General features: G+C 64.6%; 20 protein-coding genes. 13 read left to right on the forward strand and 7 right to left on the reverse strand.

All coding sequences use genetic code 11. The features are described from left to right. Positions 1 to 59: 59 nt before the first annotated feature. The gene (trhA, locus tag THECO_RS04570; RefSeq protein ID WP_015253889.1) at positions 60 to 701 is read left to right on the forward strand and encodes a PAQR family membrane homeostasis protein TrhA; all 642 of its coding nucleotides are present in this window, start codon (positions 60 to 62) and stop codon (positions 699 to 701) included. 155 nt (positions 702 to 856) lie between these two features. On the opposite strand, the gene THECO_RS04575 is transcribed toward trhA, so the two are convergent. Both THECO_RS04575 and THECO_RS04580 read right to left on the reverse strand, forming a co-directional pair. Then, a complete protein-coding gene (locus tag THECO_RS04575) occupies positions 857 to 1,711 on the reverse strand; it encodes an SDR family NAD(P)-dependent oxidoreductase (RefSeq protein ID WP_232427748.1) in 855 nt (284 codons plus the stop codon). Next, positions 1,708 to 2,052 carry a helix-turn-helix domain-containing protein gene (locus THECO_RS04580; protein ID WP_015253891.1) on the reverse strand — a complete coding sequence of 115 codons (345 nt, stop codon included), beginning with the start codon at positions 2,050 to 2,052 and terminating at the stop codon, positions 1,708 to 1,710. The genes THECO_RS04575 and THECO_RS04580 overlap by 4 nt, the downstream gene beginning before the upstream one ends. 191 nt (positions 2,053 to 2,243) lie before the next feature. On the opposite strand from THECO_RS04580, the gene THECO_RS21590 reads away from it, so the two are divergent. Then, complete coding sequence (locus THECO_RS21590; RefSeq protein ID WP_015253892.1) at positions 2,244 to 2,393, forward strand: hypothetical protein; 150 nt, start codon at positions 2,244 to 2,246, stop codon at positions 2,391 to 2,393. Between the two features lie 18 nt (positions 2,394 to 2,411). Here THECO_RS21590 and THECO_RS04585 read toward each other — a convergent pair whose 3' ends face one another. Beyond that, positions 2,412 to 3,191: a lipase family protein gene (locus THECO_RS04585; protein WP_015253893.1), complete on the reverse strand. Its 780-nt coding sequence runs from the start codon at positions 3,189 to 3,191 to the stop codon at positions 2,412 to 2,414. 262 nt (positions 3,192 to 3,453) lie between these two features. Between THECO_RS04585 and THECO_RS04590 the strand changes: the two genes are divergently transcribed. From THECO_RS04590 to bioB, 3 genes are all read left to right on the forward strand, one after another. Then, the gene (locus tag THECO_RS04590) at positions 3,454 to 4,803 is read left to right on the forward strand and encodes a GH1 family beta-glucosidase (RefSeq protein ID WP_015253894.1); all 1,350 of its coding nucleotides are present in this window, start codon (positions 3,454 to 3,456) and stop codon (positions 4,801 to 4,803) included. Positions 4,804 to 5,078: 275 nt separating this feature from the next. Beyond that, positions 5,079 to 5,612, forward strand: a complete 534-nt coding sequence (locus THECO_RS04600; RefSeq protein ID WP_232427749.1) for an MFS transporter — start codon at positions 5,079 to 5,081, stop codon at positions 5,610 to 5,612. A gap of 173 nt (positions 5,613 to 5,785) precedes the next feature. Beyond that, a complete protein-coding gene (gene bioB / locus THECO_RS04605) occupies positions 5,786 to 6,832 on the forward strand; it encodes a biotin synthase BioB (protein WP_015253896.1) in 1,047 nt (348 codons plus the stop codon). Positions 6,833 to 7,229: 397 nt separating this feature from the next. Here the strand turns inward: bioB and THECO_RS04610 are convergent, their stop codons facing one another. From THECO_RS04610 to THECO_RS04620, 3 genes are all read right to left on the reverse strand, one after another. Then, positions 7,230 to 8,699 carry a CorA family divalent cation transporter gene (locus THECO_RS04610; protein ID WP_015253897.1) on the reverse strand — a complete coding sequence of 490 codons (1,470 nt, stop codon included), beginning with the start codon at positions 8,697 to 8,699 and terminating at the stop codon, positions 7,230 to 7,232. A gap of 103 nt (positions 8,700 to 8,802) precedes the next feature. Then, positions 8,803 to 9,582: a sigma-70 family RNA polymerase sigma factor gene (locus THECO_RS04615; RefSeq protein ID WP_015253898.1), complete on the reverse strand. Its 780-nt coding sequence runs from the start codon at positions 9,580 to 9,582 to the stop codon at positions 8,803 to 8,805. 144 nt (positions 9,583 to 9,726) lie between these two features. Further along, positions 9,727 to 10,701: an AraC family transcriptional regulator gene (locus THECO_RS04620; protein WP_015253899.1), complete on the reverse strand. Its 975-nt coding sequence runs from the start codon at positions 10,699 to 10,701 to the stop codon at positions 9,727 to 9,729. Positions 10,702 to 10,891: 190 nt separating this feature from the next. Between THECO_RS04620 and THECO_RS04625 the strand changes: the two genes are divergently transcribed. From THECO_RS04625 to THECO_RS04640, 4 genes are all read left to right on the forward strand, one after another. After that, on the forward strand, positions 10,892 to 12,064 hold the full coding sequence (locus THECO_RS04625) for a galactokinase (RefSeq protein WP_041854175.1): 1,173 nt from the start codon (positions 10,892 to 10,894) through the stop codon (positions 12,062 to 12,064). 147 nt (positions 12,065 to 12,211) lie between these two features. Then, complete coding sequence (gene galE, locus THECO_RS04630; RefSeq protein ID WP_015253901.1) at positions 12,212 to 13,204, forward strand: UDP-glucose 4-epimerase GalE; 993 nt, start codon at positions 12,212 to 12,214, stop codon at positions 13,202 to 13,204. A 27-nt stretch (positions 13,205 to 13,231) separates the two neighbouring features. Further along, positions 13,232 to 14,854: a UDP-glucose--hexose-1-phosphate uridylyltransferase gene (locus tag THECO_RS04635; protein ID WP_015253902.1), complete on the forward strand. Its 1,623-nt coding sequence runs from the start codon at positions 13,232 to 13,234 to the stop codon at positions 14,852 to 14,854. Positions 14,855 to 15,079: 225 nt separating this feature from the next. Next, the gene (locus tag THECO_RS04640) at positions 15,080 to 15,544 is read left to right on the forward strand and encodes a hypothetical protein (protein WP_015253903.1); all 465 of its coding nucleotides are present in this window, start codon (positions 15,080 to 15,082) and stop codon (positions 15,542 to 15,544) included. A gap of 26 nt (positions 15,545 to 15,570) precedes the next feature. On the opposite strand, the gene THECO_RS04645 is transcribed toward THECO_RS04640, so the two are convergent. Then, complete coding sequence (locus THECO_RS04645) at positions 15,571 to 15,813, reverse strand: DUF1128 domain-containing protein (RefSeq protein ID WP_015253904.1); 243 nt, start codon at positions 15,811 to 15,813, stop codon at positions 15,571 to 15,573. A 194-nt stretch (positions 15,814 to 16,007) separates the two neighbouring features. On the opposite strand from THECO_RS04645, the gene yyaC reads away from it, so the two are divergent. From yyaC to THECO_RS04665, 4 genes are all read left to right on the forward strand, one after another. After that, positions 16,008 to 16,595 (forward strand): spore protease YyaC, encoded by a 588-nt coding sequence (gene yyaC / locus THECO_RS04650; protein WP_015253905.1) that lies wholly within the window; start codon positions 16,008 to 16,010, stop codon positions 16,593 to 16,595. Further along, positions 16,540 to 17,388, forward strand: a complete 849-nt coding sequence (locus THECO_RS04655) for an alpha/beta fold hydrolase (protein WP_015253906.1) — start codon at positions 16,540 to 16,542, stop codon at positions 17,386 to 17,388. Before yyaC ends, THECO_RS04655 begins: the two co-directional genes overlap by 56 nt. Before the next feature lie 33 nt (positions 17,389 to 17,421). Further along, positions 17,422 to 18,090 carry a DUF6483 family protein gene (locus THECO_RS04660; protein ID WP_015253907.1) on the forward strand — a complete coding sequence of 223 codons (669 nt, stop codon included), beginning with the start codon at positions 17,422 to 17,424 and terminating at the stop codon, positions 18,088 to 18,090. 151 nt (positions 18,091 to 18,241) lie between these two features. Further along, positions 18,242 to 19,909, forward strand: a complete 1,668-nt coding sequence (locus THECO_RS04665; protein ID WP_232427750.1) for a histidine kinase N-terminal 7TM domain-containing diguanylate cyclase — start codon at positions 18,242 to 18,244, stop codon at positions 19,907 to 19,909. Positions 19,910 to 19,914: the final 5 nt, after the last annotated feature.

Genomic DNA, 19,914 nt, shown 5'->3' on the forward strand with positions numbered 1-19,914 from the left:
GGCATGCCGTCCGGTTGTGGCCGGCGCCGCATGCACCCCGGGGCAAGGGAGGAAAAATATTGACCGAAACCTGTACGTTTACCCGGAGAGAGGAGCTCGCGAACGCCGTCACCCACGGCATCGGGGCCGTGCTCAGTCTGGCGGCGCTCGTGCTGCTCGTCTTGTTCGCGGCCGTCAAGGGCACGCCGCTGCACGTTTTCAGCTTCACTGTGTTCGGCATCGCCATGCTCCTGGTCTACACCGCATCGACGCTCGTCCACAGCCTGCCGGAAGGCCGGGCGAAACGATGGGCGGAGATCGCGGATTACGCCTGCATTTATCTGTTCATCGCCGGCACCTACACGCCGGTCGTGCTGCACGCCGTGCAGGGCGCGCTCGGCTGGACGCTGCTCGGCATCGTCTGGACCGCGGCCGTCCTCGGCATCGCGTTCCAGTCGCTTTTTCCGGGGCGATACCCGGTCGTGTCGACCTTGCTGTATCTGGCGACGGGCTGGATCATCGTCGCCGCCTGGGGGCCGATGACCGAGCGGATGGCGGCCGAAGGGCTCGTCCTGCTCGTCCTGGGAGGCGCCGCCTACACGGTCGGCACGGTCTTCTTCCTGTGGAGAAGGCTGAAATACCACCACGCCGTATGGCATCTGCTCGTCCTCGCCGGATCGGCGTTGCATTTCTGCGCCATCCTGTTCTACCTGCTGCCGTGACCGGACGCCGATCTGGTGCAGATATGCACCATGTGAGGTCGACAATGGGCATGCGGCGGGCAATCCGGTGCAGATGTGCACCACAATGCTCACTCGCGCACAACAAAGGCGGGACCCGATGGCGGCCCCGCCTTTGTGTGTGCATTGCGGATGGCTTACCCGCGCAGCATCGCCTGAATCAGCCGCTCGTAGAGCGGCCAGGGCAGCAGCGCATGCGCCGCGAGCGCGAGCCGGACGCCCGCCCCGGCCGGATAGCGGAACCGGCGGGGACGTCCGCGCGCGAGGCGGACGATGAGCGCGGCGGCAAGCCGCGCGTCCGGCGTCCGTTCCGCAGACCGCCGGGCAAGCTCGAGCATCCGCCGGAATTGCGGGCGGTAGTCTTCGGGCGTATCCTCCGGCAGGCCGGCGAATCCTTTCGCCCAGATGCCCGTCCGGTAAGCGCCGAACTCGACCAGCGCGACGTCGATGCCGAGCGGGCGCAGCTCGTGGCGCAGCGCCTCGCTCCAGCCGGCGAGGGCGAATTTCGACGCGTTGTAGGCGGCGAAGCCGGGCAGGCCGATGCGCCCGCTGATGCTCCCGACCTGCACGATCAGGCCCGAGCCGCGCCGGCGCATGCCGGGCAGGACGGCGCGGACCGTCTCGACGGCGCCGAACAGGTTCACGTCGAACTGACGGCGCCACAGCTCCGGCGGCAATGCTTCGGTATAGCCGCCCGCGGCGAAGCCGGCGTTGTTCACAAGCAGGCCGATGCCGCCGAAGGCGGACTCCGCCTCCCGCACGGCCGTCCGGATCTGGCCCGCGTCGGTCACATCCATCTGAAGCGGGAGGATCCGGTCCGCCGCGCCGTTTACCCGCGCCCGCTCAAGCAGCGCGTTCGCGCGGGAGATGTCGCGCAGGCCGGCGGCGACGCGGTAACCGCTTTCCGCAAGGGCGACGGCGGTCTCGAGCCCGAGGCCCCCGCCCGCGCCCGTGACGAGCGCGGTGTCGATCCGTTCAGGGGCGCGCGTCACGTCGTTCCCCGCCGATCCTTCGAGCGGCGCGCCTTCCATTTCCGATACATGGCCAGGCTTTCCTGCAAATATTCCGCTTCCTCTTCCGTCAATTTCTCCTTTAACAGATGCGGCCAGTCGGCCGTTTCCTCTTTCTTGTCGGCCGGTTCGCCGCGGCCGAACAGGTAGTCGACCGACACGCCGAACAGGTCGGCCAGTTTGACCAACGTCTGCAGATCCGGTTCGTTCACATTGTTCTCATATTGTGAGACCGTGGATTTGGCGGCGTTCAGGTAGGCGGCCACCTGTTCCTGGGTCATGCCTTTCGCTTTGCGCAATTTCCGCAGTCTTTCGCCGATCATGGCGCTTTCACCCGTCTATCGTGTTAGTAGAGTTGATAACATAGTACACGATGAATGAACAAACCCCTTTTACCATTCATGAAACGTGAAAAAATCCTTGATTTTTTCGTGCAATTCTCCTATAATCAGGAAAAGCAGTTCACGTTTCATGAACAATGCGCTTGAATTCCAGATTGGATAGGAGGGTTACAGTGACGTTCTACACAGGTGAGTCGGCATGGTTCATCGTGCTGGCTTTCATCGTTCTCACGGCGGTCGTCACCCATGAGATTCTCACCAGGCGCGCTGTCAAACGCCGCGGCTTGTCCGAGGTCGAAGACCGCCCGACGGACGGTCAATGAAAGCATGCGATCGGTCCATCAATCTTCATCCGTTCCGACCGACGCCCAGAGGGATGCCGCATAGGCGGGGTCCCGGAGGGCGAGCGAGCGGAAATAGCCGCGGAGCGAATGATTGCCCGACCGTCGGCCGGAACGGAACGCGACGCCGATCCGCGTGCGGACATGCCGGTAGAAGTAGAAGGCGTTCGTCCTCGGCGACCACCAGATCGGGGGCGGAAGCCGGGTGACGATGTCATGCGGATTGGCGACACGATAGGAATCGGGCACCAGCTTGTCGTAACGGCAGGCGAAGCGGGGACTGCCCGCGCGCGGCGCGCCGAAGGTGTAGACGACGGGCTGCCGCCCGCCGGACGCCAGCTCGGCGGCGGCGAGCACGGCCAGCGCGCCGCCCAGGCTGTGCCCGGCAATGAACAGCGGTTTGGCGGAAGCGATCGTCTCCAGCGCTTCCGCTATTTTGCCACGCATGGATTCGTAGATGTCCGTAAATCCGGCATGGGTCCAACCCATGCGGGAATCGAACGGACAGGCGATCTGCCGGGCCATGGCGTCCGACACCCATTCATCCGTGCGGATCGTGCCCCGGAACGCGAGGACGGCGTCCCGTTCCGATTCGACCAGGAAGGCGAACGCCGTCTGATCGTCCGCGTACGCCTTGCCCGCGATGGCGGCCGTCATCCGGTACGGATGCGGCAGGACGATCGGGCCGGCCGGACGTTTGTATTGCGCGTAGGCCTGGCTCAAGACGGCCAGCAGCAGCAGCGCGCGCCTTGCGCTCCATCCCCTCGTTACTTCTGACATGCGCTCCGCCTCCCGCCCCGTTTTTGCCTCAAGGAAACTTATGACGGAAAGCCGCCGAACATGTCGGATTGCAAGCCGGAAACTCCTGGACCGTTCCAGTATTTTTCCAGCCAATGACAAAATCGCATACAACCATGGCCAAACAGGAGAGTGGAACAGGTCCGTTTATCTTTTACAATGGAAGACATGAAGCGAAAATGGACGCGGCGACCGCGTCCATCTGTTCATCATGTGCGCAAAATAACGGAAGGAGAGAGTGGATTTGGCTATCGTGCAGTTTCCGAAAGGATTCGTCTGGGGGGCCGCCACCGCCGCATTCCAGGTGGAAGGGGCATACCGGGAAGACGGGCGCGGCCTGTCGATCTGGGACACGTTCTGCCGCACGCCCGGCAAAGTATGGGAAGGCGACAACGGCGATGTCGCGTGCGACATGTACCATCGGTACAAGGACGACGTCAAGCTGATGAAGGATCTCGGCATCACGTCCTACCGGTTCTCGGTCGCCTGGCCGCGGATCATTCCGGACGGTTCGGGCGAGATCAACCCGAAGGGCATCGAGTTTTACCGCAATCTGGTGGACGAGCTGCTGGCACACGGCATCGAGCCGATGCTGACGCTGTACCACTGGGATCTCCCGCAGGCGCTGCAGGACCGCGGCGGCTGGGCGAACCGCGAGACGATCGATCATTTTCTGAAATATGCCGAGACGGTGTTCAAGGCGCTCGACGGCAAGGTGAAGCTGTGGGCGACGTTCAATGAGCCGTGGTGCATCTCGTTCCTCTCCAACTATATCGGCGCGCATGCCCCCGGTCTGCGCGATCTGCAGACGGCGATCGACGTTGCGCACAACGTGCTGGTGGCGCACGGCAAGACGGTCCGCCTGTTCCGCGAGCTCGGCATCAAGGGCGAAATCGGCATCGCGCCGAACACCGAATGGATGGAGCCGTTCTCCGACCGGGAAGAAGACGTGGAGGCGGCATGGCGCCGGCGCGGCTGGTTGAACGAATGGTTCCTCCGCCCGGTCATGACGGGGCAGTATCCGGAGAAGCTCGTCCAATGGTTCGAGAAGCTGGGCGGCAAGCCGAAGATCGAGCCGGGCGACATGGAGCTGATCGGCTCGAAAATCGATTTCCTCGGCATCAACTACTACACGGGCGGGATCGGACGCTACAATCCGGAAGAAGGCGACATCTTCGGATTCCAGGAAGTGCCGATGGGCTGGGAGAAGACCGACATCGGCTGGAACATTTACCCGCAGGGTCTGTACAACGTGCTGACCTACATCAAGCGGGAGTTCGGCGACATCCCGATCTACATTACGGAGAACGGCGCCTGCTACAACGACGAGCCCGGCGCGGACGGCCGGGTGCGCGACCAGCGCCGGATCGAGTATCTGAAGAAGCACGTCCTGCAGGTGGCCCGCGCGATCGAATCGGGCGTGAACGTGAAGGGCTACTACACCTGGTCGCTGATGGACAACTTCGAATGGGCGTACGGCTATTCGATGCGCTTCGGCATCCTCTACGTCGACTACGAGACGCAGCAGCGGATCAAGAAGGACAGCTTCCGCTGGTACCGCAAGCTGGCGCGCAACAATTACATCGAAGTGTGAGCACGGACGACGGCCGTCGGGGACGCTTCCCGAACGGCCGTCTGTACTTGGCGAGCGTCTCGTTCCCGGAAGCAATTGCGGTTAAAATGTGATGTAGAAGCGGAGGTGATCACGTGATCGATTGAATGGCGTTCGGCCTTCTGGACGATCACCGCCATCGGGATCATTTCGCTGATCGGCGTCATGGTGCTCGTCCCGCGCATTCAAGCCGCGCCTTCCCGGCTGAGCAGCGAGATCGGGGTGCTGAGACGGCCGGCCTGCTGGTTGCGCTGCTCATGACGATTTTCGGCTTTGCCGGCGTATTCACCGCTTTCACCTACATCAAGCCGATTCTCGTGGATATCAGCGGTTTTTCCGTCAATTCGGTCGCTTACATTCTCGTCCTGTTCGGCATCGGGATTACGATCGGGAACATTTACGGCGGCAAGCTGGCCGACCGCGCGCTGATGCCGTCGCTCATCGGCATTCTGGTGCTCCTGGCCGCGACATTGGCGCTGCTGGGTGCCTTGAGCCCGTGGAAAATCGCGACGCTGATTCTCGTCTTCCTGCTCGGCGTGGCCGCGTTCGGCACAGTGCCGGGGTTGCAGCTGCACATGCTGAACACCGCCAGGGAAGCGCCGACGCTGGCTTCCACGCTGAACATCGCGGCTTTCAACCTGGGGAACGCCCTGGGCGCTTATCTGGGCGGAATCGTCATCGATTTCGGCATCGGCGGCGGACTGAGAGCCGTGCCCTGGTCGGCTTCCCTGGTGACGTTGATCGGCATTCTCTTCACCTTGTGGGGTAATCGCCAGAGCCGCAGGGGATAAGCATGCGGATCACGGGCGCATTCGACCGCGTGAATGAGGCGCCGAAGGGCAGGGTGAAAGAAGTCGTGGATCTTTCGGACCTCCCGGAACGACTTCAGGCGCTTTACAGGAGGCGAATGCGCTGATATTGTTAACTTTGTGATTAACAAAAGGTTAACAATGGAGGAATGCGCATGCCGCATATCGACTGCAAACCGCGCACAGACTGGAATGCCTTTGCGGACGCCGCGCTGTCCGGCCGTCCGCTGACCGTCGAAGAAGGGCTCGACGTGCTGCGTGCGCCGGACGAAGAGCTGCTGCCGCTGCTTCATGCCGCCTGGCGCGTCAGGAGCAGGTATTTCGGCAACAAGGTCATGCTGAACATGATCATGAACGCCAAGAGCGGTCTCTGCCCGGAGGACTGCGGGTATTGCTCGCAGTCGATCGTCTCGCGGGCGGACATTCCGAGATACAGCCTGCTCAACAAGGAATCGCTGCTCGCCGGGGCGCGGGAAGCGCTCGAGCGCAAGGCGGGCACGTTCTGCATCGTCGCATCCGGCCGGGGTCCGACCGACCGGGAACTGCGGGAAGTGGCGGAAGCGGTGCGGGAAATCCGACGGACGATGCCGCTCAAGATCTGCGCCTGCCTCGGGCTGCTGCGCGAAGGCCAGGCCGAGCAGCTGGCAGAAGCGGGCGTGCATCGCTACAACCACAACCTGAACACGAGCCGGGAACGGTACGGCCGGATCGCGACGACGCATACCTTCGAGCAGCGCGTCGAGACCGTCGAACGGGTGAAGGCGGCCGGCATCTCGCCGTGTTCCGGCGTCATTATCGGCATGGGCGAGTCGGACGAGGAGATCGTCGGGATGGCGCTCACTCTCCGCGCGCTGGATGCCGATTCCATCCCGGTCAATTTCCTGAACGCCATTTCAGGCACGCCGCTCGAGGGCGCCGGAAGGGTGTCCGCGCGGAAAGCGCTGAAAGTGCTGGCCTTGTTCCGGTTCATCTGCCCGGACAAGGAGATCCGCGTCGCCGGCGGCCGCGAGATCACCCTGCGGTCCCTGCAGCCGCTGGCGCTGTACGCCGCCAATTCGCTGTTCGTCGGGGACTACCTGACGACGCCCGGCCAGGAAGTGTCGCGGGATCATCAGATGATCGAGGATCTCGGCTTCGAGATCGTGCAATATGCGCCGGAGTCCGCGGATTCGGAGGAGAGAAAAAGCCCCGCCGGGGCGTGACGTCCGCGGCGGGGGGATTCGTTGTGCGGTGAATGTTGAAGACGCTGCTGAGCGGCATAACGGCACGTGCCGTTAAACGGCCCACCGCCGGGTCGCGAGGCGGCAATAACGGCACGGGATGCCGTTATTGCCCGCAATCGGGCGGGCCGATGGGCTGCGCGCCGCCAATTAACGGCACCATGTGCCGTTAAACGGCCCACCGCCGGGTCGCGAGGCGGCAATAACGGCACGGGATGCCGTAATTGCCCGCAATCGGGCGGGCCGATGGGCTGCGCGCCGCCAATTAACGGCACCATGTGCCGTTAAACGGCCCACCGTCGGGTCGCGAGGCGGCAATAACGGCACGGGATGCCGTAATTGCCAGCCGCCGGCAGGGGCCGGTGCCACGGAAATTTCGCTACCGGCGCTTCCGGCGGGATAGACGGGAGGGCAGCCCGGTCTGGCCGGCTTGTCCGACTTGTCCGGCTTGCCCGATGCCGCGTCCGTCCTGCCCGGCTTGCCATCCGGCACCGCCGGCGCCGTCGTGACCGTATCCCGGAAGCGAGCCGCCGTGCGCGGCCGCGCTTCGGGCCGCGGCGCGCGGCTGCCGCCCGCGCCCGCCGCTCGCCGTCCGGTCCGGGCCGGTGCGCGTCATCCGGCGCAGCCATCCATACAGGATGAGGGAGAGCAGCGCGGCGCCGCCGCATACGGCCGCGAATCCCCACGGCTTGTCGGCGAGCGGCACGCCGCCGGCGTTCATGCCCCAGAGCGCGCCCGCCGCCGCGGCCGGCGCCGGCAGCACGATGACGGCGGCCAGCGCCTTGAGCAGAGAGCCGCTCTTCTGCATCGACGCCGCGCCGCTGAGCGCGGTCAGCGCCTCGATCGCTTCGGCGTGCCGGTCGATGAGCGCGCGGATCCGGCTGAGCCGGCGCTGCAGCCGGCGGTAAGGTTCACTGTCCGTGAACCGCATGCCGAACGATTCGGCGGCCGCCGATTCCGCTTCGACCACGGCGAGGAAATGCCGGTTCCACTGCAGCAGCCCGCGCTGCAGCTCGGCGAGCACCTCGACGGGGATCGGCCGGCCGCTGCGTTCCGCGTCCGCTTCCAGCCCGGCCAGCCGCCGCTCGAACGCTTCGAACCCGCTGCGCATCGCATCAAGCGCCGCCGTAAGGATGACGGCGAACGCTTCGGGGGCGCCGGCCGCCCGCTCGAGCCGGTCGTCCCACGGCGGGCGCTGCAGGCGGAGCATGAACCGCAGGTCGAATTGCAGCGTGACGAGCCGCTTCTCCGTCAGCCAGTAATGAAGCGGGCAGACATCGTGCTCGTCCGGGGACATCCGCAGCGGCAGCGTGCCGAACGCCGCATCGCCGGCATCCGGCGTCTCCGTCGACACGGCGAGCGTCTCCCGCCGTTCGAGCGACTGATCGAGCCAGTTGGCGCATTCCGGAAGCTGCCGCTTGATTTCGGCCAGCGCGGCCGCGCGTGTCCGTCCGGCGGTCAAGACCGCGCCCCGCGCTTCCGTACGGGGCGCGTCCGCATGTTGCACCCCGAAACCCGCCGGGCGGCCGTCGGCCGGTCCCGCCGCTTCCGTTCCGTCCTGCACCGAATCCGCCCGCGCTTCCGATCCCGCTGCGGAAGGCGTCGATGCAGCCCCCGGTTGTTCCGCTCCGTCCTGCGCCGTGCCCGCCTTCGGCTGCTCCTGTCCGGACTGCACCGAAGCCTGCGCCGGCTGTTCCGATCCGATCTGCGGCGATGCCGGCCATGGCCGGTCCGTCCCGGGCAGCGCCGATCCCACGCGCGGCCCCGGCGCCAGGTCCGAAGACGCGCGGCCGTCGGTCAGCAGATGCCATTCCCAGCCTGCCGGCATGCGCAGCATGCGGTGATTCATATCGTCCCTCCATTCGGGCGATTGCGCGCTTGTCTTGATCACTCCCATCATACCCGCTGGCGGGCTTGCAGGACAAGGGACTCCTTCACGGCGGCGCAGGGGATCAGTGGCATTCCTCGCCGCGGCGGTTATCCGACAGCCAGCGCTTCAGCTTGCCGATCGCCCGCCGCTGCATGCGCGACACGCTCATCTGCGAGACGCCGAGCCGTTCGGCGACCGCCCGCTGCGGCAGACCGAAACCGAACACGAGCCGCAGCACCTCGGCTTCTTCCGGCTTGAGCCTTTTCATCGCCAGCTCCAGGTCCAGCCGGCTTTCCACCGCCGTGAACTCGTCGCCGGGATGGCCGATCCGGTCGCCCAGCGTGGACAGATTCTCGTCATCATAAATCGGCGTATCGAGCGAGACATAGTGGTACATGTCGCGGCCGGCCAGCACCTCCAGCGTCTCGTCACGCGTGAGGCCGAGCCGTTCCGCAATCTCTTCGACGCTCGGCGGTCGCTCGAGCTGCGCGGTCAGCTCGTCGATCGTCTGCCGGACGTGGATGCCTTTTTCCTTGATGCGGCGGGGCACCTGAACATACCACGATTTGTCGCGCAAATAGTTCTTCATATGGCCGACCAAGCTTTTCATCGCATACGTTTCGAATTGCGCGCCGACGGCCGAATCGTACCGGCCGAGCAGGCGAAAGAGCGCGAGCCTCCCGACCTGGTGCAAATCTTCGTACAGATCGGGCCGGTTGCGCGATACGCGCGCTGCGGCCAGCCGGATCATCGGCTCGCACTTTTCGATCACCCGCGCCGCGTTCTCGCGGGACGGACTCGACCGATAGACGGAGAGCAGCGCATCCGTATCGGCCGCCGTCGGTTTGGACGTACGCTTCATTTGGTCTGCCACCTCGTCTTTTTCAGATCCTCCACCTTTCTGTCACCAATTTTAAAAAAATTCATCCAATTTAAACCATACGCCGATCGAACCGGTACCGGACGCCCGGCTTCCTTCGGAATCGACGGCATTCGACCTGTTTCGTCAATCTCCCCGCGATGGCGCTCCCAGCCGGAGCATCGATTCGCGGTACGCCGTCGGCGGCATGCCGCAGATGCGGCGGAACTGCTTCGAGAAGTAGAGGGGGTCCTGAAAGCCGACGGAGGCGGCGATCTGCTCCACCGTCAGTTCGCGCCGCTCCCGCAGCAGGCGCCGGGCGTGATCGATGCGCAGCCGGAGCAGGAACTCGACCGGCGTCATCCCGGTATGCCGCTTGAAGACGCGGGACAGGTAGGCGCGGCTGAAACCGAGCGTTGCGGCCATCAACTCGATCGAGACCGGTTCCGCGTACTGCGTGGACAGATAGTGTACGATCCGCTGGACGAGCTCGTTGCCCCCGGCTCCGGGGCCGGGTACGGGCGCGTCTTCGCGGGCCTGCGCTTTGCCGTACTCGACCATGAGCAGGCTGAGGCAGCCCGCCGCCTCCAGATGCGCGAGCTTGCCGCCTTCGCGGAAGGCGCGCTGGATCCGGCCGATGAGCGCGGCCGGCCGGAGGCTGCGTCCCGCATCGGCCACGGGCCGCGCCGCCGTGAAGCCGGCGGAGGCGGCGAGCGCTTCGCTCTGCGAGCCGGCGAACGCCACCCAGCGGTACCGCCACGGATCGCGTTCGTCCGCGGCGTACTCGATGAGCCGCCCCGGCGCGATCAGGAACGCGTGCCCGGCGCGCAGCCGGTATTCGGTCCCTTCGACGCGGTAGACCCCGGTCCCGGACAGCACGTGGTGAAGCAGCCAGAAGTCGTAAACCTTCGGGCCGATCCGGTGTCCGGGCCGGGTCTGGCTTTCGCCGGAGAACAGCACGTTCAGGTCGCCGTGCTCGATCGAGACGGGGTTGGATACGACGCTGTAGGTCGGCACGCGTTCCGCCGGCATGCGTGCCGCCGGCGCGCGCTCCGATTCGGCGGGGCCGCGTGACGGCGGGGAATGTTCCGGTTTGCGGCCTTCCACAGGATGGCGTTCCATGGTTCCATCTCCTCATGATTGACCTGTTGCTTCAACCATACCACAGAGAAGCGAAAACGGCCATCCGCACGTCCGAATGAAGTCACAAAAATCCATATCGAATTCACTTTCCGCCATTCGCTTGCCCCGCTTCGCTCCGCTATACTGGGGCTAGCGGAACGAAACCTTGAAATGAAGGAACGTGATGACAGTGGCGGATCTTGCGCGTCTGAAACAGCAATTCATCGAGCGCTACGGCGGCACGGAGGAAGGGCTCCGGGTCTATCACGCGCCGGGGCGCGTCAACCTGATCGGGGAACATACGGACTACAACGGCGGGTACGTTTTTCCGGCGGCGCTGACGTTCGGCACGACGATGCTGGCGCGGCCCCGGACGGACCGCACGATCGGGCTCGCGTCGACGAACTTTCCCGCGGCCGGACGGATCAGCCTGGACGGCATCGCCTACGATCCGGCCGACGACTGGATGAACTACCCGAAGGGCGTCGTGCGCGAACTGCAGGCGATGGGCTTCGATCTCGGCGGCGGCGCCGACATCCTGTACTGCGGCGAAATTCCGAACGGTTCCGGTCTCTCGTCCTCGGCGTCGATCGAGGTCGTGACGGCGTTCGGCCTGCTGGAGCTGAACGGGCACAAGACCGACACGGTGGAGATCGCGAAGCTGGCGCAGCGGGCGGAGAACGAGTTCGTCGGCGTCAAATGCGGCATCATGGACCAGTTCGCGGTGGCGAACGGCCGCCGGAATCACGCGATCCTGCTCATGTGCGACACGCTGGAATACGAGCTGGTGCCGTTCGACAGCGGCGCGTACAAGCTGGTCATCGGCAACACGAACAAGCGCCGGGAGCTGGCCGACTCGAAGTACAACGAGCGGCGCGGCGAATGCGAGCAGGCGGTGCGGGATCTTAAGGCAGCGTTCCCGGATCTCGAACTGCTCGGCCGGCTCACTCCGGACGAATTCCGCGCGCATGCACATCTGATCGGCAATGAAACGGTGCGCCGCCGGGCGCGGCATGTCGTGGAGGAAATCGACCGGGTGCGGCAGTCGGTCGACGTGCTGCGGCGGGGCGACCTCGCGGCGTTCGGCCGGCTGATGAACGCGTCCCACGACTCGCTGCGCGACCTGTATGAAGTGACGGGACGGGAACTCGACGCGATGGTCGATGCGGCGCGCAGCGTGGAAGGCGTGCTCGGCTCGCGCATGACCGGGGCCGGCTTCGGCGGCTGCACCGTGTCGCTCGTGCACGAGGACGCGGTCGAGACGTTCAAGCGCGTGGTCGGCAGCCGCTATGCGGAAGCGACCGGGCTTCAGGCGGACTTCTACGTCTGCTCGATCGGCAACGGTGTCGAACGGATCGAATAACAACGGGAGATAAAGAACCGGCCGAACCGGGGGCGAGTCCGTCGAACGGGGCTGCGTCTGACGCGGGCGAATGCGGCGCGTCGGGCGGATGCGTCAGACAGAAGCGGACTCCCCGCGGGGCGAACCGGACGGAAAGGAGCAGAAACCATGGCAATACTGGTGACGGGAGGAGCGGGCTACATCGGCTCGCACACGGCGGCGGCGCTTCTCGAGCGCGGGGAAGAAGTCGTCGTCCTCGACAATCTGCAGACCGGACATCGGCAGGCGGCGGACGGCTGCACACATTTCTATGAAGGCGACATTCGGGACGAGGCGCTGCTGGACCGCATTTTCGGATCGCACGAGATCGACGCGGTCATCCATTTCGCCGCGAATTCGCTCGTTCAGGAGAGCATGACGGACCCGGGCAAGTATTATCACAACAACGTCTACGGCACCCTCTGCCTGCTTGAACGCATGCGGGCGAACGGCGTGAAGCGGATCGTTTTCTCGTCGACGGCGGCGGTGTACGGCGAACCGGAGCGCGTGCCGATCGAGGAGACGGACAAGACGGAGCCGGCGAACGCCTACGGCGAGACGAAGCTGGCGATGGAGCGGATGATCCGCTGGTTCGATGCCGCGCACGGCATCCAGAACGTCTCGCTCCGCTACTTCAACGCGGCCGGCGCGCATGAGAGCGGACGGATCGGGGAGGATCACGCCCCGGAGACGCACCTCGTGCCGATCGTGCTGCAGGCGGCGCTCGGCAAGCGGCCGCATGTCGCCATCTTCGGCGACGACTATCCCACGGCGGACGGCACGTGCATCCGCGACTACATCCACGTCTCGGACCTGGCCGACGCCCATCTGCTTGCCGTGGACCGGCTGCGCCGCGGCGAAGGCAGCGCCGTCTACAACCTGGGCAGCGGCCGCGGCTATTCGGTCCGCGAGATCATCGAGCAGGCGCGCCGCGAAACGGGCAGGGACATTCCCGTCGTCGTACAGCCGCGCCGGGCGGGCGACCCGGCGGTGCTCGTCGCGTCCCCGGAGCGCGCGAAGCGGGAGCTCGGCTGGAATCCGCGCCGCTCCGACATCGGCACGATCATCCGCACCGCCTGGGCATGGCACACGGCGCACCCCGAAGGGTACGGAGACCGGTGAGCCGGAGATGACAAGGAGGACTGCATCATGACCGAACCGACATCCGGCGCGCCGGTGACGCCGGAACAGGCGCGGCAGGCGCAGGCGGCGATCGGGCGGCTCGTCCGCTATGCGCTGCATCACGGGCTGATCCGGCCGGCGGACCGGGACTGGGCGCTCAACGCGCTGCTTGACCTGTTCGGCTTCACGGAGCCCGGCGCCGCCGGGGAGACGGCGGCGGGCAGCGAGCCGGTGCCCGCGGAAGCCGCGCCGGTTCTCGCGCCGCTGATCGACTACGGCATCGCCGTCGGGCTCGTGCCGGACGACACGACGACTTCCCGGGATCTGCTCGACGCCCGGATCATGGGCCTCATCATGCCGCGGCCTTCGGAGACGGCGGACGCCTTCGCCCGGCTGGCGGAGCGCGAAGGCATCGAAGCGGCGACCGACGCGTTCTACAAGCTGAACATCGCGTCCAATTACGTCCGGATGGACCGCGTCCGGCAGAACGAATACTGGGTGCATGCGAGCGAGTACGGCGGCATCGAAATTACGATCAACCTGTCGAAACCGGAGAAAGACCCGCGCGAGATCGCGCGCATCCGCTCGCTGCCGCCGTCCAGCTATCCGAAATGTCTGCTCTGCCCGGAGAACGTCGGCTACGCGGGCCGGCCGGACCATCCCGCGCGCCAGAACCTGCGCGTGCTGCCGCTTACGCTGAACGGCGAAGACTGGTTTTTCCAATATTCGCCTTACGTGTATTACAACGAGCACAGCATCATCCTCCGCGCCGAGCATGTGCCGATGGCGATCACGGAGGCGACATTCACGCGGCTGTTCGATTTTCTGGATCGGTTCCCGCATTATTTCGTCGGATCGAACGCCGATCTGCCGATCGTCGGCGGGTCCATCCTGAACCACGACCACTTTCAGGCCGGACGCCATCCATTCGCGATGGAGAAGGCGGAGACGGAGAAGGTGTACCGGCATCCGATGTATTTGGGTGTCAGCTGCGCCGTCGTCCGCTGGCCGCTGTCCGTTCTCAGGCTCTCGGGCGAGCGTCGGGACGAGCTGGAGGAAGCCGCGGCGGACCTGCTGGCCGCCTGGCGGGACCACTCCGACCCGTCCGTCGGCATTCTCGCGCATACGACGCTGGCGGACGGCACGCGGCAGCCGCACAACACGATTACGCCGATCGCGCGGCGGAAGGCGGACGGCCGGTATGAGCTCGACCTGGTGCTCCGCAACAACCGGACAAGCGAGGAGCATCCGGACGGCATTTTCCACCCGCACCGCCATCTGCATCACATCAAGCGGGAGAACATCGGCTTGATCGAAGTGATGGGGCTCGCCGTGCTGCCCGGGCGGCTGAAGCGCGAGCTCCGGCAGATCGCGGCCATCCTGGCCGGGGATCAGCCGTACGATCCGGAGGCGTTCGCCGACGCGGCGCATCCGCTGCATCCGCATGCCGGCTGGCTCGCCGGACTGGTGCGCGCGCACGGCACCTCGCTGCCGCCGGCGGAAGCGGAGCGCCTGCTGCGGGAAGAAGTCGGGCGCAAGTTCACCGAAGTGCTGTGCGACGCCGGCGTGTTCAAGCGCGACGACGCCGGCCGGGCCGCGTTTGCCGCGTTCGTGGAATCGGCGGGTTGGCGCCCGGTGCATCAAGGATAACGGCAAGAAGATCGTCATTGTCCCGACCTGTCGGGACAATGACGATCTTTTGATTTTGTCCGCGTTCGGATGGGCTGTCATGCCAGTAAATTCAATATAATGGGAACCTGACATGAACGTTGATTATCCCGCAATTATTTATTAAAATATGGAAGGAATTATAAAAAAATAATATGCGGCTGGCCGGTTCAGAATCGCCGTTCAGGCGCGGGAGGGATGATGAGAATGGCGGTTTCCATTATGCCTTTGGAAGAATTCATGCGTCTTGATGCGGATGAACAGGTCGAACAGTTGAAACGGTACAAGCTCGATTACACGCTCAAGGACATTCGGGAAGCCTGGGGACTGAAACATTCGGCCCAATATTACATGATGCTGAAGAAGCTGCGCATTTACGACCGCGTGGTCAACAAATCGGAGAAGTTCTATCCGGAGCAGCTCATCCACGAACGCTCCGAGTCGCGGCCGTACGGATACGGCGACTTCAGGAACTCGCTCTCCGGCGCGAAGCAGGACCACTTTGCCTATCAACTGAACGTGACGCTGCCCGGTCCGGAACTGGCCGACAAATTGGAGCGGATCGCCTTCTTCCTGAAAGGGGAGAACAAGCGGATCAGCGTCAAGCTGGTGCTGGAAGCGGAGGATCAAGAGGCGCCGGACGCGCAGGCAGCCGCGGCGAGCGAAGGCTGACCGGCCGCCCCTCAATTTCCGGTCCGTTACGCGTCTGACGGCTTCGAAGCGCTCAGACGCCCGAGCTCGGACACCAGCGCTTCGACTTCGCTGACGCTGAAATGCGGCTTGGCCTGAACAAGTTCGTACAGTTCCTTGATCTCGTCATAATGCTCGAGAGGAAAACGGGAAGCCTGCAATGCCGCTCCGGCCGCCATGCGAAGCCTCGACTTGATCGCTTCGATCATGAAGGCGATGTTGTCCTCCGTCGGTTCGCGCAAATCCGTCATGGTCAACTTCCTTCCTTATAATATGGAAATGCCGGCGGCATCCGCCGCATGACCGCATTGTAACATGCCCGGGAGCCGCGGCGCCAATCCATTTGCGGCCGGCGGCCGGCTTCCGCTAGAATGGAAGGGATACGGGCGGCAAGCGTGCCGGAACGGGCGTGCGCTTCCAACAAGCGAAGGAGGGCGGAACCCCGATGCGCAGACTGGTCGACACGGCGGGACTTGCCGGGTTTCTGTCCGGTATCGCCGCCGCGCTGCCGGATCCGGATGACATCGTCATGCTCTGCATCGGCACGGACCGGTCGACGGGCGACGCGTTCGGTCCGCTGCTCGGGAGCCGGCTGCTGGAGGCCGGCTGGCCGCATGTATACGGCACGTTGCGCGAGCCTTGCGACGCGGACCGGCTGCCGGACGTGCTGGCCGGCCTGCCGGCCGGCAAGACGGTGATCGCCTTCGACGCGTGCCTCGGCTCGCCGGCCAACGTCGGAAAGTATTCGGTTGCCCGCGGCCCGCTGCTGCCGGCCGAAGCCGTCGGCAAGCGGCTGCCCGAGGCCGGTCATTACAGCGCCGCGGCGGTGGTCGCCGCCCGGTCGGCGAAGCCCTATTACGCGCTGATGACCGCGCCGCTCTCGCTGGTCATCGACATGGCGGAGAGCGCGGCCGCCGCGGCGGCGGAGGCATGGAGAATGACGCCGGCCACATCCGGCCGGTTACGGAGGGACGTACATGAGCGAACCGATCTCGATTGCGGCAAGCCGGATCCGCGCGGCATCCGGCGCTGAACTGGCATATTTGACATACGGCCGGAAGCGGCGGGAGGCCGACCCGGCCGTCGTGCTGCTGCACGGCTTTTGCGGCAGCTCCGCCTACTGGGAGGAGACGCTGCCGCATCTTGAGGGCAGCGGTCTGTACATTGTGCCGGACCTGAGAGGCCACGGCCTGTCCGAAGCGCCCGCCGGCACGGTATATGCAATGGAAGAGTTCGCGGATGATCTCCTGCGGCTGCTGGATGCGCTCGGCGAACGCGAGGCGATCGTCCTCGGCCATTCGCTCGGCGGCTACATCACCCTCGCCTTCGCCGGGAAGCACCCGGACCGGCTGCGGGGATTCGGCCTTGTCCATTCGACCCCGCTGCCTGACACCGAGGAAGCGAAAGCCGGCCGGGACAAGACGGCGAAACGGCTGCTTGCGGAAGGCGCGGCGCCTTTCGTGAACGAGCTTGCACCGAAACTGTTCGCAGCGGAGAACCGCGAGCGCATGCCGGACAAAGTCGCGCGCACGGCCGCCATCGGGCTCGGCGTCTCGCCGGCGGGCGCGGCGGCGACGGCGCTCGGCATGAAAGCGCGGCCGGACCGTTCCGGCGTGGTGCGGAGCGCTTCCGTGCCGGTGCTGCTCGTCGCGGGAGAAGGCGACGCGGTTGTCGCCCCGGAGCGGACCTTCATCGACGCGGAAGGCCCGAACGTCCGCCGCGTGCTGCTGGCCGGCTGCGGGCATATGTCGATGATGGAAGCGCCCGCGAAGCTGGCGGAAGCGATCGCCGGTTTCACGGAATGGGTCATATCGGGACAAGCATGACGCCGGCGGGATGCGCCGCGGAAGGGAGACAGCATGTTCCAGCGGGATTACATCATGCGCATGATCGCGCAGGCGGCCGAAGCGGCCGGCACCATTCTCGGCTTGCGCCGCAGACAAGAGCAAGAGCAGGCGCTCCGCTTCATCGACGACTGGCTTGAACAGCATCTGCGGCTCCGGCTGGATCTCGCCGACCGGCTGTCGGCGGACGACCTGGCGCAGCTTCACACGACGGCCGGTGTTCCGGACGCCGGCGCGATCATCGCCGTCGCGCGGCTGCTCAGGGAGGCCGCGGCGGTCGCGGATGCCGGGGGAGACGAAGAACTGGCGTACCGGCGTCGCCTCAAGGCGCTGGAATTGAATCTCCGGGTATCGGCGGAGAAACCCGACGACGCGGCGCTGGACCCCGACGAAGAAGCGGAGGCGCTGCTTGCGGAGCTTGCCGCCTGGGAGCTGCCGCCGTCGTTGACACTCGGCCTCGCCCATTGGTGCGAGCGCCGCGGCCGGTACGCCGAAGCGGAGAACTGGCTGTACGAATGGCTGGAGTCGGAAGGGGCGGATCGGAAAACGGCCGTCGCGTTTTACAAGAGGCTGCTGAAGCTTCCGGACGAACGGCTCGCCGGAGGCGGACTGCCGCGCGAGGAAGCGGAAGCCGGGCTGGCGGCGTTGGATGCGGAGGAAAGCGGGACGGACAAGGAAGGATAAGGCTAAAAAAATGTCGAATTTCCCGCTGACATCGTGTATTGTATTGTTGACGGCGTGCATGCGGAGTCGCCGGTGCCGATTGTCGGAGAAAACCGGTTTGTGCTAAGATAAGGTGGAATGACTACCTATATTTAGTAATGTGGTGACCACTTTGGAATATGCGTTGTGGTTGGATTTCGGCCTGTTCCTTGTCACGTCGGCATTATTCGCCTATGTGTTCATGAGCAGTACGATCACCCGGTTGCACAAGGTTTACCTGACGTTTCACGCATGCCTGCTGCTGTGGCCGCTGAGTCAGTTCGCAGCAGGGACCACGGATGACCCGTTCTACCAGTCATTCTACCTGAAGATCGGGTTTGCGGGCATCTCCGTCGTCGGGGTTGCCTGGACCATATTCGCCATATTTCTTTCGGGCAGCTCGTATGTGTTGAACCGCAGGTCGATGACGGCATTGGCGATCCCGACGATTGCGGTCGTCATCCTGATTCTGCTGAATCCGTCCGGCCTGTTCATGAAGCCGGTGGGAACGGATTATGCCGAACGTGAATACGGACCGATATTCTGGATAATGGTCGCCATACAATTCATATACGTTGTGTTGTCATCCGCCTTGTTCATGCGGACGTCCCGCCACAGCGCCGCGCCGCGGCACCGGCGCCAGGTTCAGACGGCCGTCACGGGCATGGTCATTCTGGCCGTCTTCGCGCTGGGCGACACGTTCGTCAACGTCGTCATCGACAAGCAGCTCCCGACCATCTCCGGGCTGACGTCTTTCGGCATCATGTTTTCGGTCATTTACTTCGTCATCGCCATCCGGAGATACGGCGTGTTCGATGTCGTGCGCATCGCGCAGGTGAATGTCGTGGACAGCATGTCGACCGGCGTCGCGGTGCTCGACGAGCACGATGTGGTGCTGGAGACGAACCGCGTGTTCCGGCGGCTGTTCGATATCCGGACGGGAGACCGGCTGCGGATCGAGACGCTGCTGGAGCCGCTGGATGTCGAAGGCGGGGTCGATTCGTTTCTGCAGGCGTATCGCGGCAATCCGCCGCGGCCCGCGCAGATCGAAGTGACGTTCAAGGACAACGATACATTCCGCCATGTCATCATACACGGCGAACCGATCGAAGCGCACGGCGTGTTGATCGGCCGGGTGCTGACGTTCCAGGATGTGAGCGAGCTTCGCTCGCTCGTTGAATCTTCATACCGTCAGAATGAAGCGCTTCAACAGCGGAACCGTGAACTGGTCGAAATGCAGGCCGAGCTGTACGCCATGAACCAGCAGCTGGAGCGGATGGCGATCACGGACAGTCTGACCGGCTGCTACAACCGGCGGTATTTGATGCAGCAGCTCGAGCACGAGATCATGACGAACATCCGGTACAACATTCCGTTCGCCATTTTCTTGTTCGATATTGATTTGTTCAAATCGATTAACGACATCCACGGACATCTGGTCGGCGACGAGGTCATCAAGCACACGGCCGACACCGTGCGCCGCTGCCTGCGCCGGACCGACATCGTGGCGCGGTATGGCGGTGAAGAGTTCACCGTCTATCTGCCGCACACGAACCGCACGCAGGCGCTGATGCTGGCCGAACGGGTCAGACAAGCCGTGTCGTCGAGCGAGATCAGCACCGGCGCAAGCGGCCGGACCGTCCAGGTCACGATCAGCATGGGCGTGCTTGCCGTGGAAGAAAGCAATCCGGACAGGATCGACGATCCGAAGGAATATCTCCGGGAACTGTTCTCCAGAGTGGACGCCGCCTTGTATCGTGCCAAGAACGGCGGCCGGAACCGGATCGTCGCCGCCGATTGACGATC

This window comes from Thermobacillus composti KWC4 (genome assembly GCF_000227705.2).
GTDB classification, from domain to species: domain Bacteria; phylum Bacillota; class Bacilli; order Paenibacillales; family Paenibacillaceae; genus Thermobacillus; species Thermobacillus xylanilyticus.

Bases quoted from the DNA above. Each gene is read 5' to 3' on its own strand.
- THECO_RS04655 (WP_015253906.1), top strand. From the start codon at position 16,540: ATGAGCGAACCGATCTCGATTGCGGCAAGCCGGATCCGCGCGGCATCC.
- THECO_RS04615 (WP_015253898.1), bottom strand. From the start codon at position 9,582: ATGAAGCGTACGTCCAAACCGACGGCGGCCGATACGGATGCGCTGCTC.
- THECO_RS04645 (WP_015253904.1), bottom strand. From the start codon at position 15,813: ATGACGGATTTGCGCGAACCGACGGAGGACAACATCGCCTTCATGATC.
- bioB (WP_015253896.1), top strand. From the start codon at position 5,786: ATGCCGCATATCGACTGCAAACCGCGCACAGACTGGAATGCCTTTGCG.
- THECO_RS04580 (WP_015253891.1), bottom strand. From the start codon at position 2,052: ATGATCGGCGAAAGACTGCGGAAATTGCGCAAAGCGAAAGGCATGACC.
- THECO_RS04620 (WP_015253899.1), bottom strand. From the start codon at position 10,701: ATGGAACGCCATCCTGTGGAAGGCCGCAAACCGGAACATTCCCCGCCG.
- galE (WP_015253901.1), top strand. From the start codon at position 12,212: ATGGCAATACTGGTGACGGGAGGAGCGGGCTACATCGGCTCGCACACG.
- THECO_RS04600 (WP_232427749.1), top strand. From the start codon at position 5,079: ATGACGATTTTCGGCTTTGCCGGCGTATTCACCGCTTTCACCTACATC.
- THECO_RS04635 (WP_015253902.1), top strand. From the start codon at position 13,232: ATGACCGAACCGACATCCGGCGCGCCGGTGACGCCGGAACAGGCGCGG.
- THECO_RS04640 (WP_015253903.1), top strand. From the start codon at position 15,080: ATGGCGGTTTCCATTATGCCTTTGGAAGAATTCATGCGTCTTGATGCG.
- THECO_RS04660 (WP_015253907.1), top strand. From the start codon at position 17,422: ATGTTCCAGCGGGATTACATCATGCGCATGATCGCGCAGGCGGCCGAA.
- yyaC (WP_015253905.1), top strand. From the start codon at position 16,008: ATGCGCAGACTGGTCGACACGGCGGGACTTGCCGGGTTTCTGTCCGGT.
- THECO_RS04585 (WP_015253893.1), bottom strand. From the start codon at position 3,191: ATGTCAGAAGTAACGAGGGGATGGAGCGCAAGGCGCGCGCTGCTGCTG.
- THECO_RS04610 (WP_015253897.1), bottom strand. From the start codon at position 8,699: ATGAATCACCGCATGCTGCGCATGCCGGCAGGCTGGGAATGGCATCTG.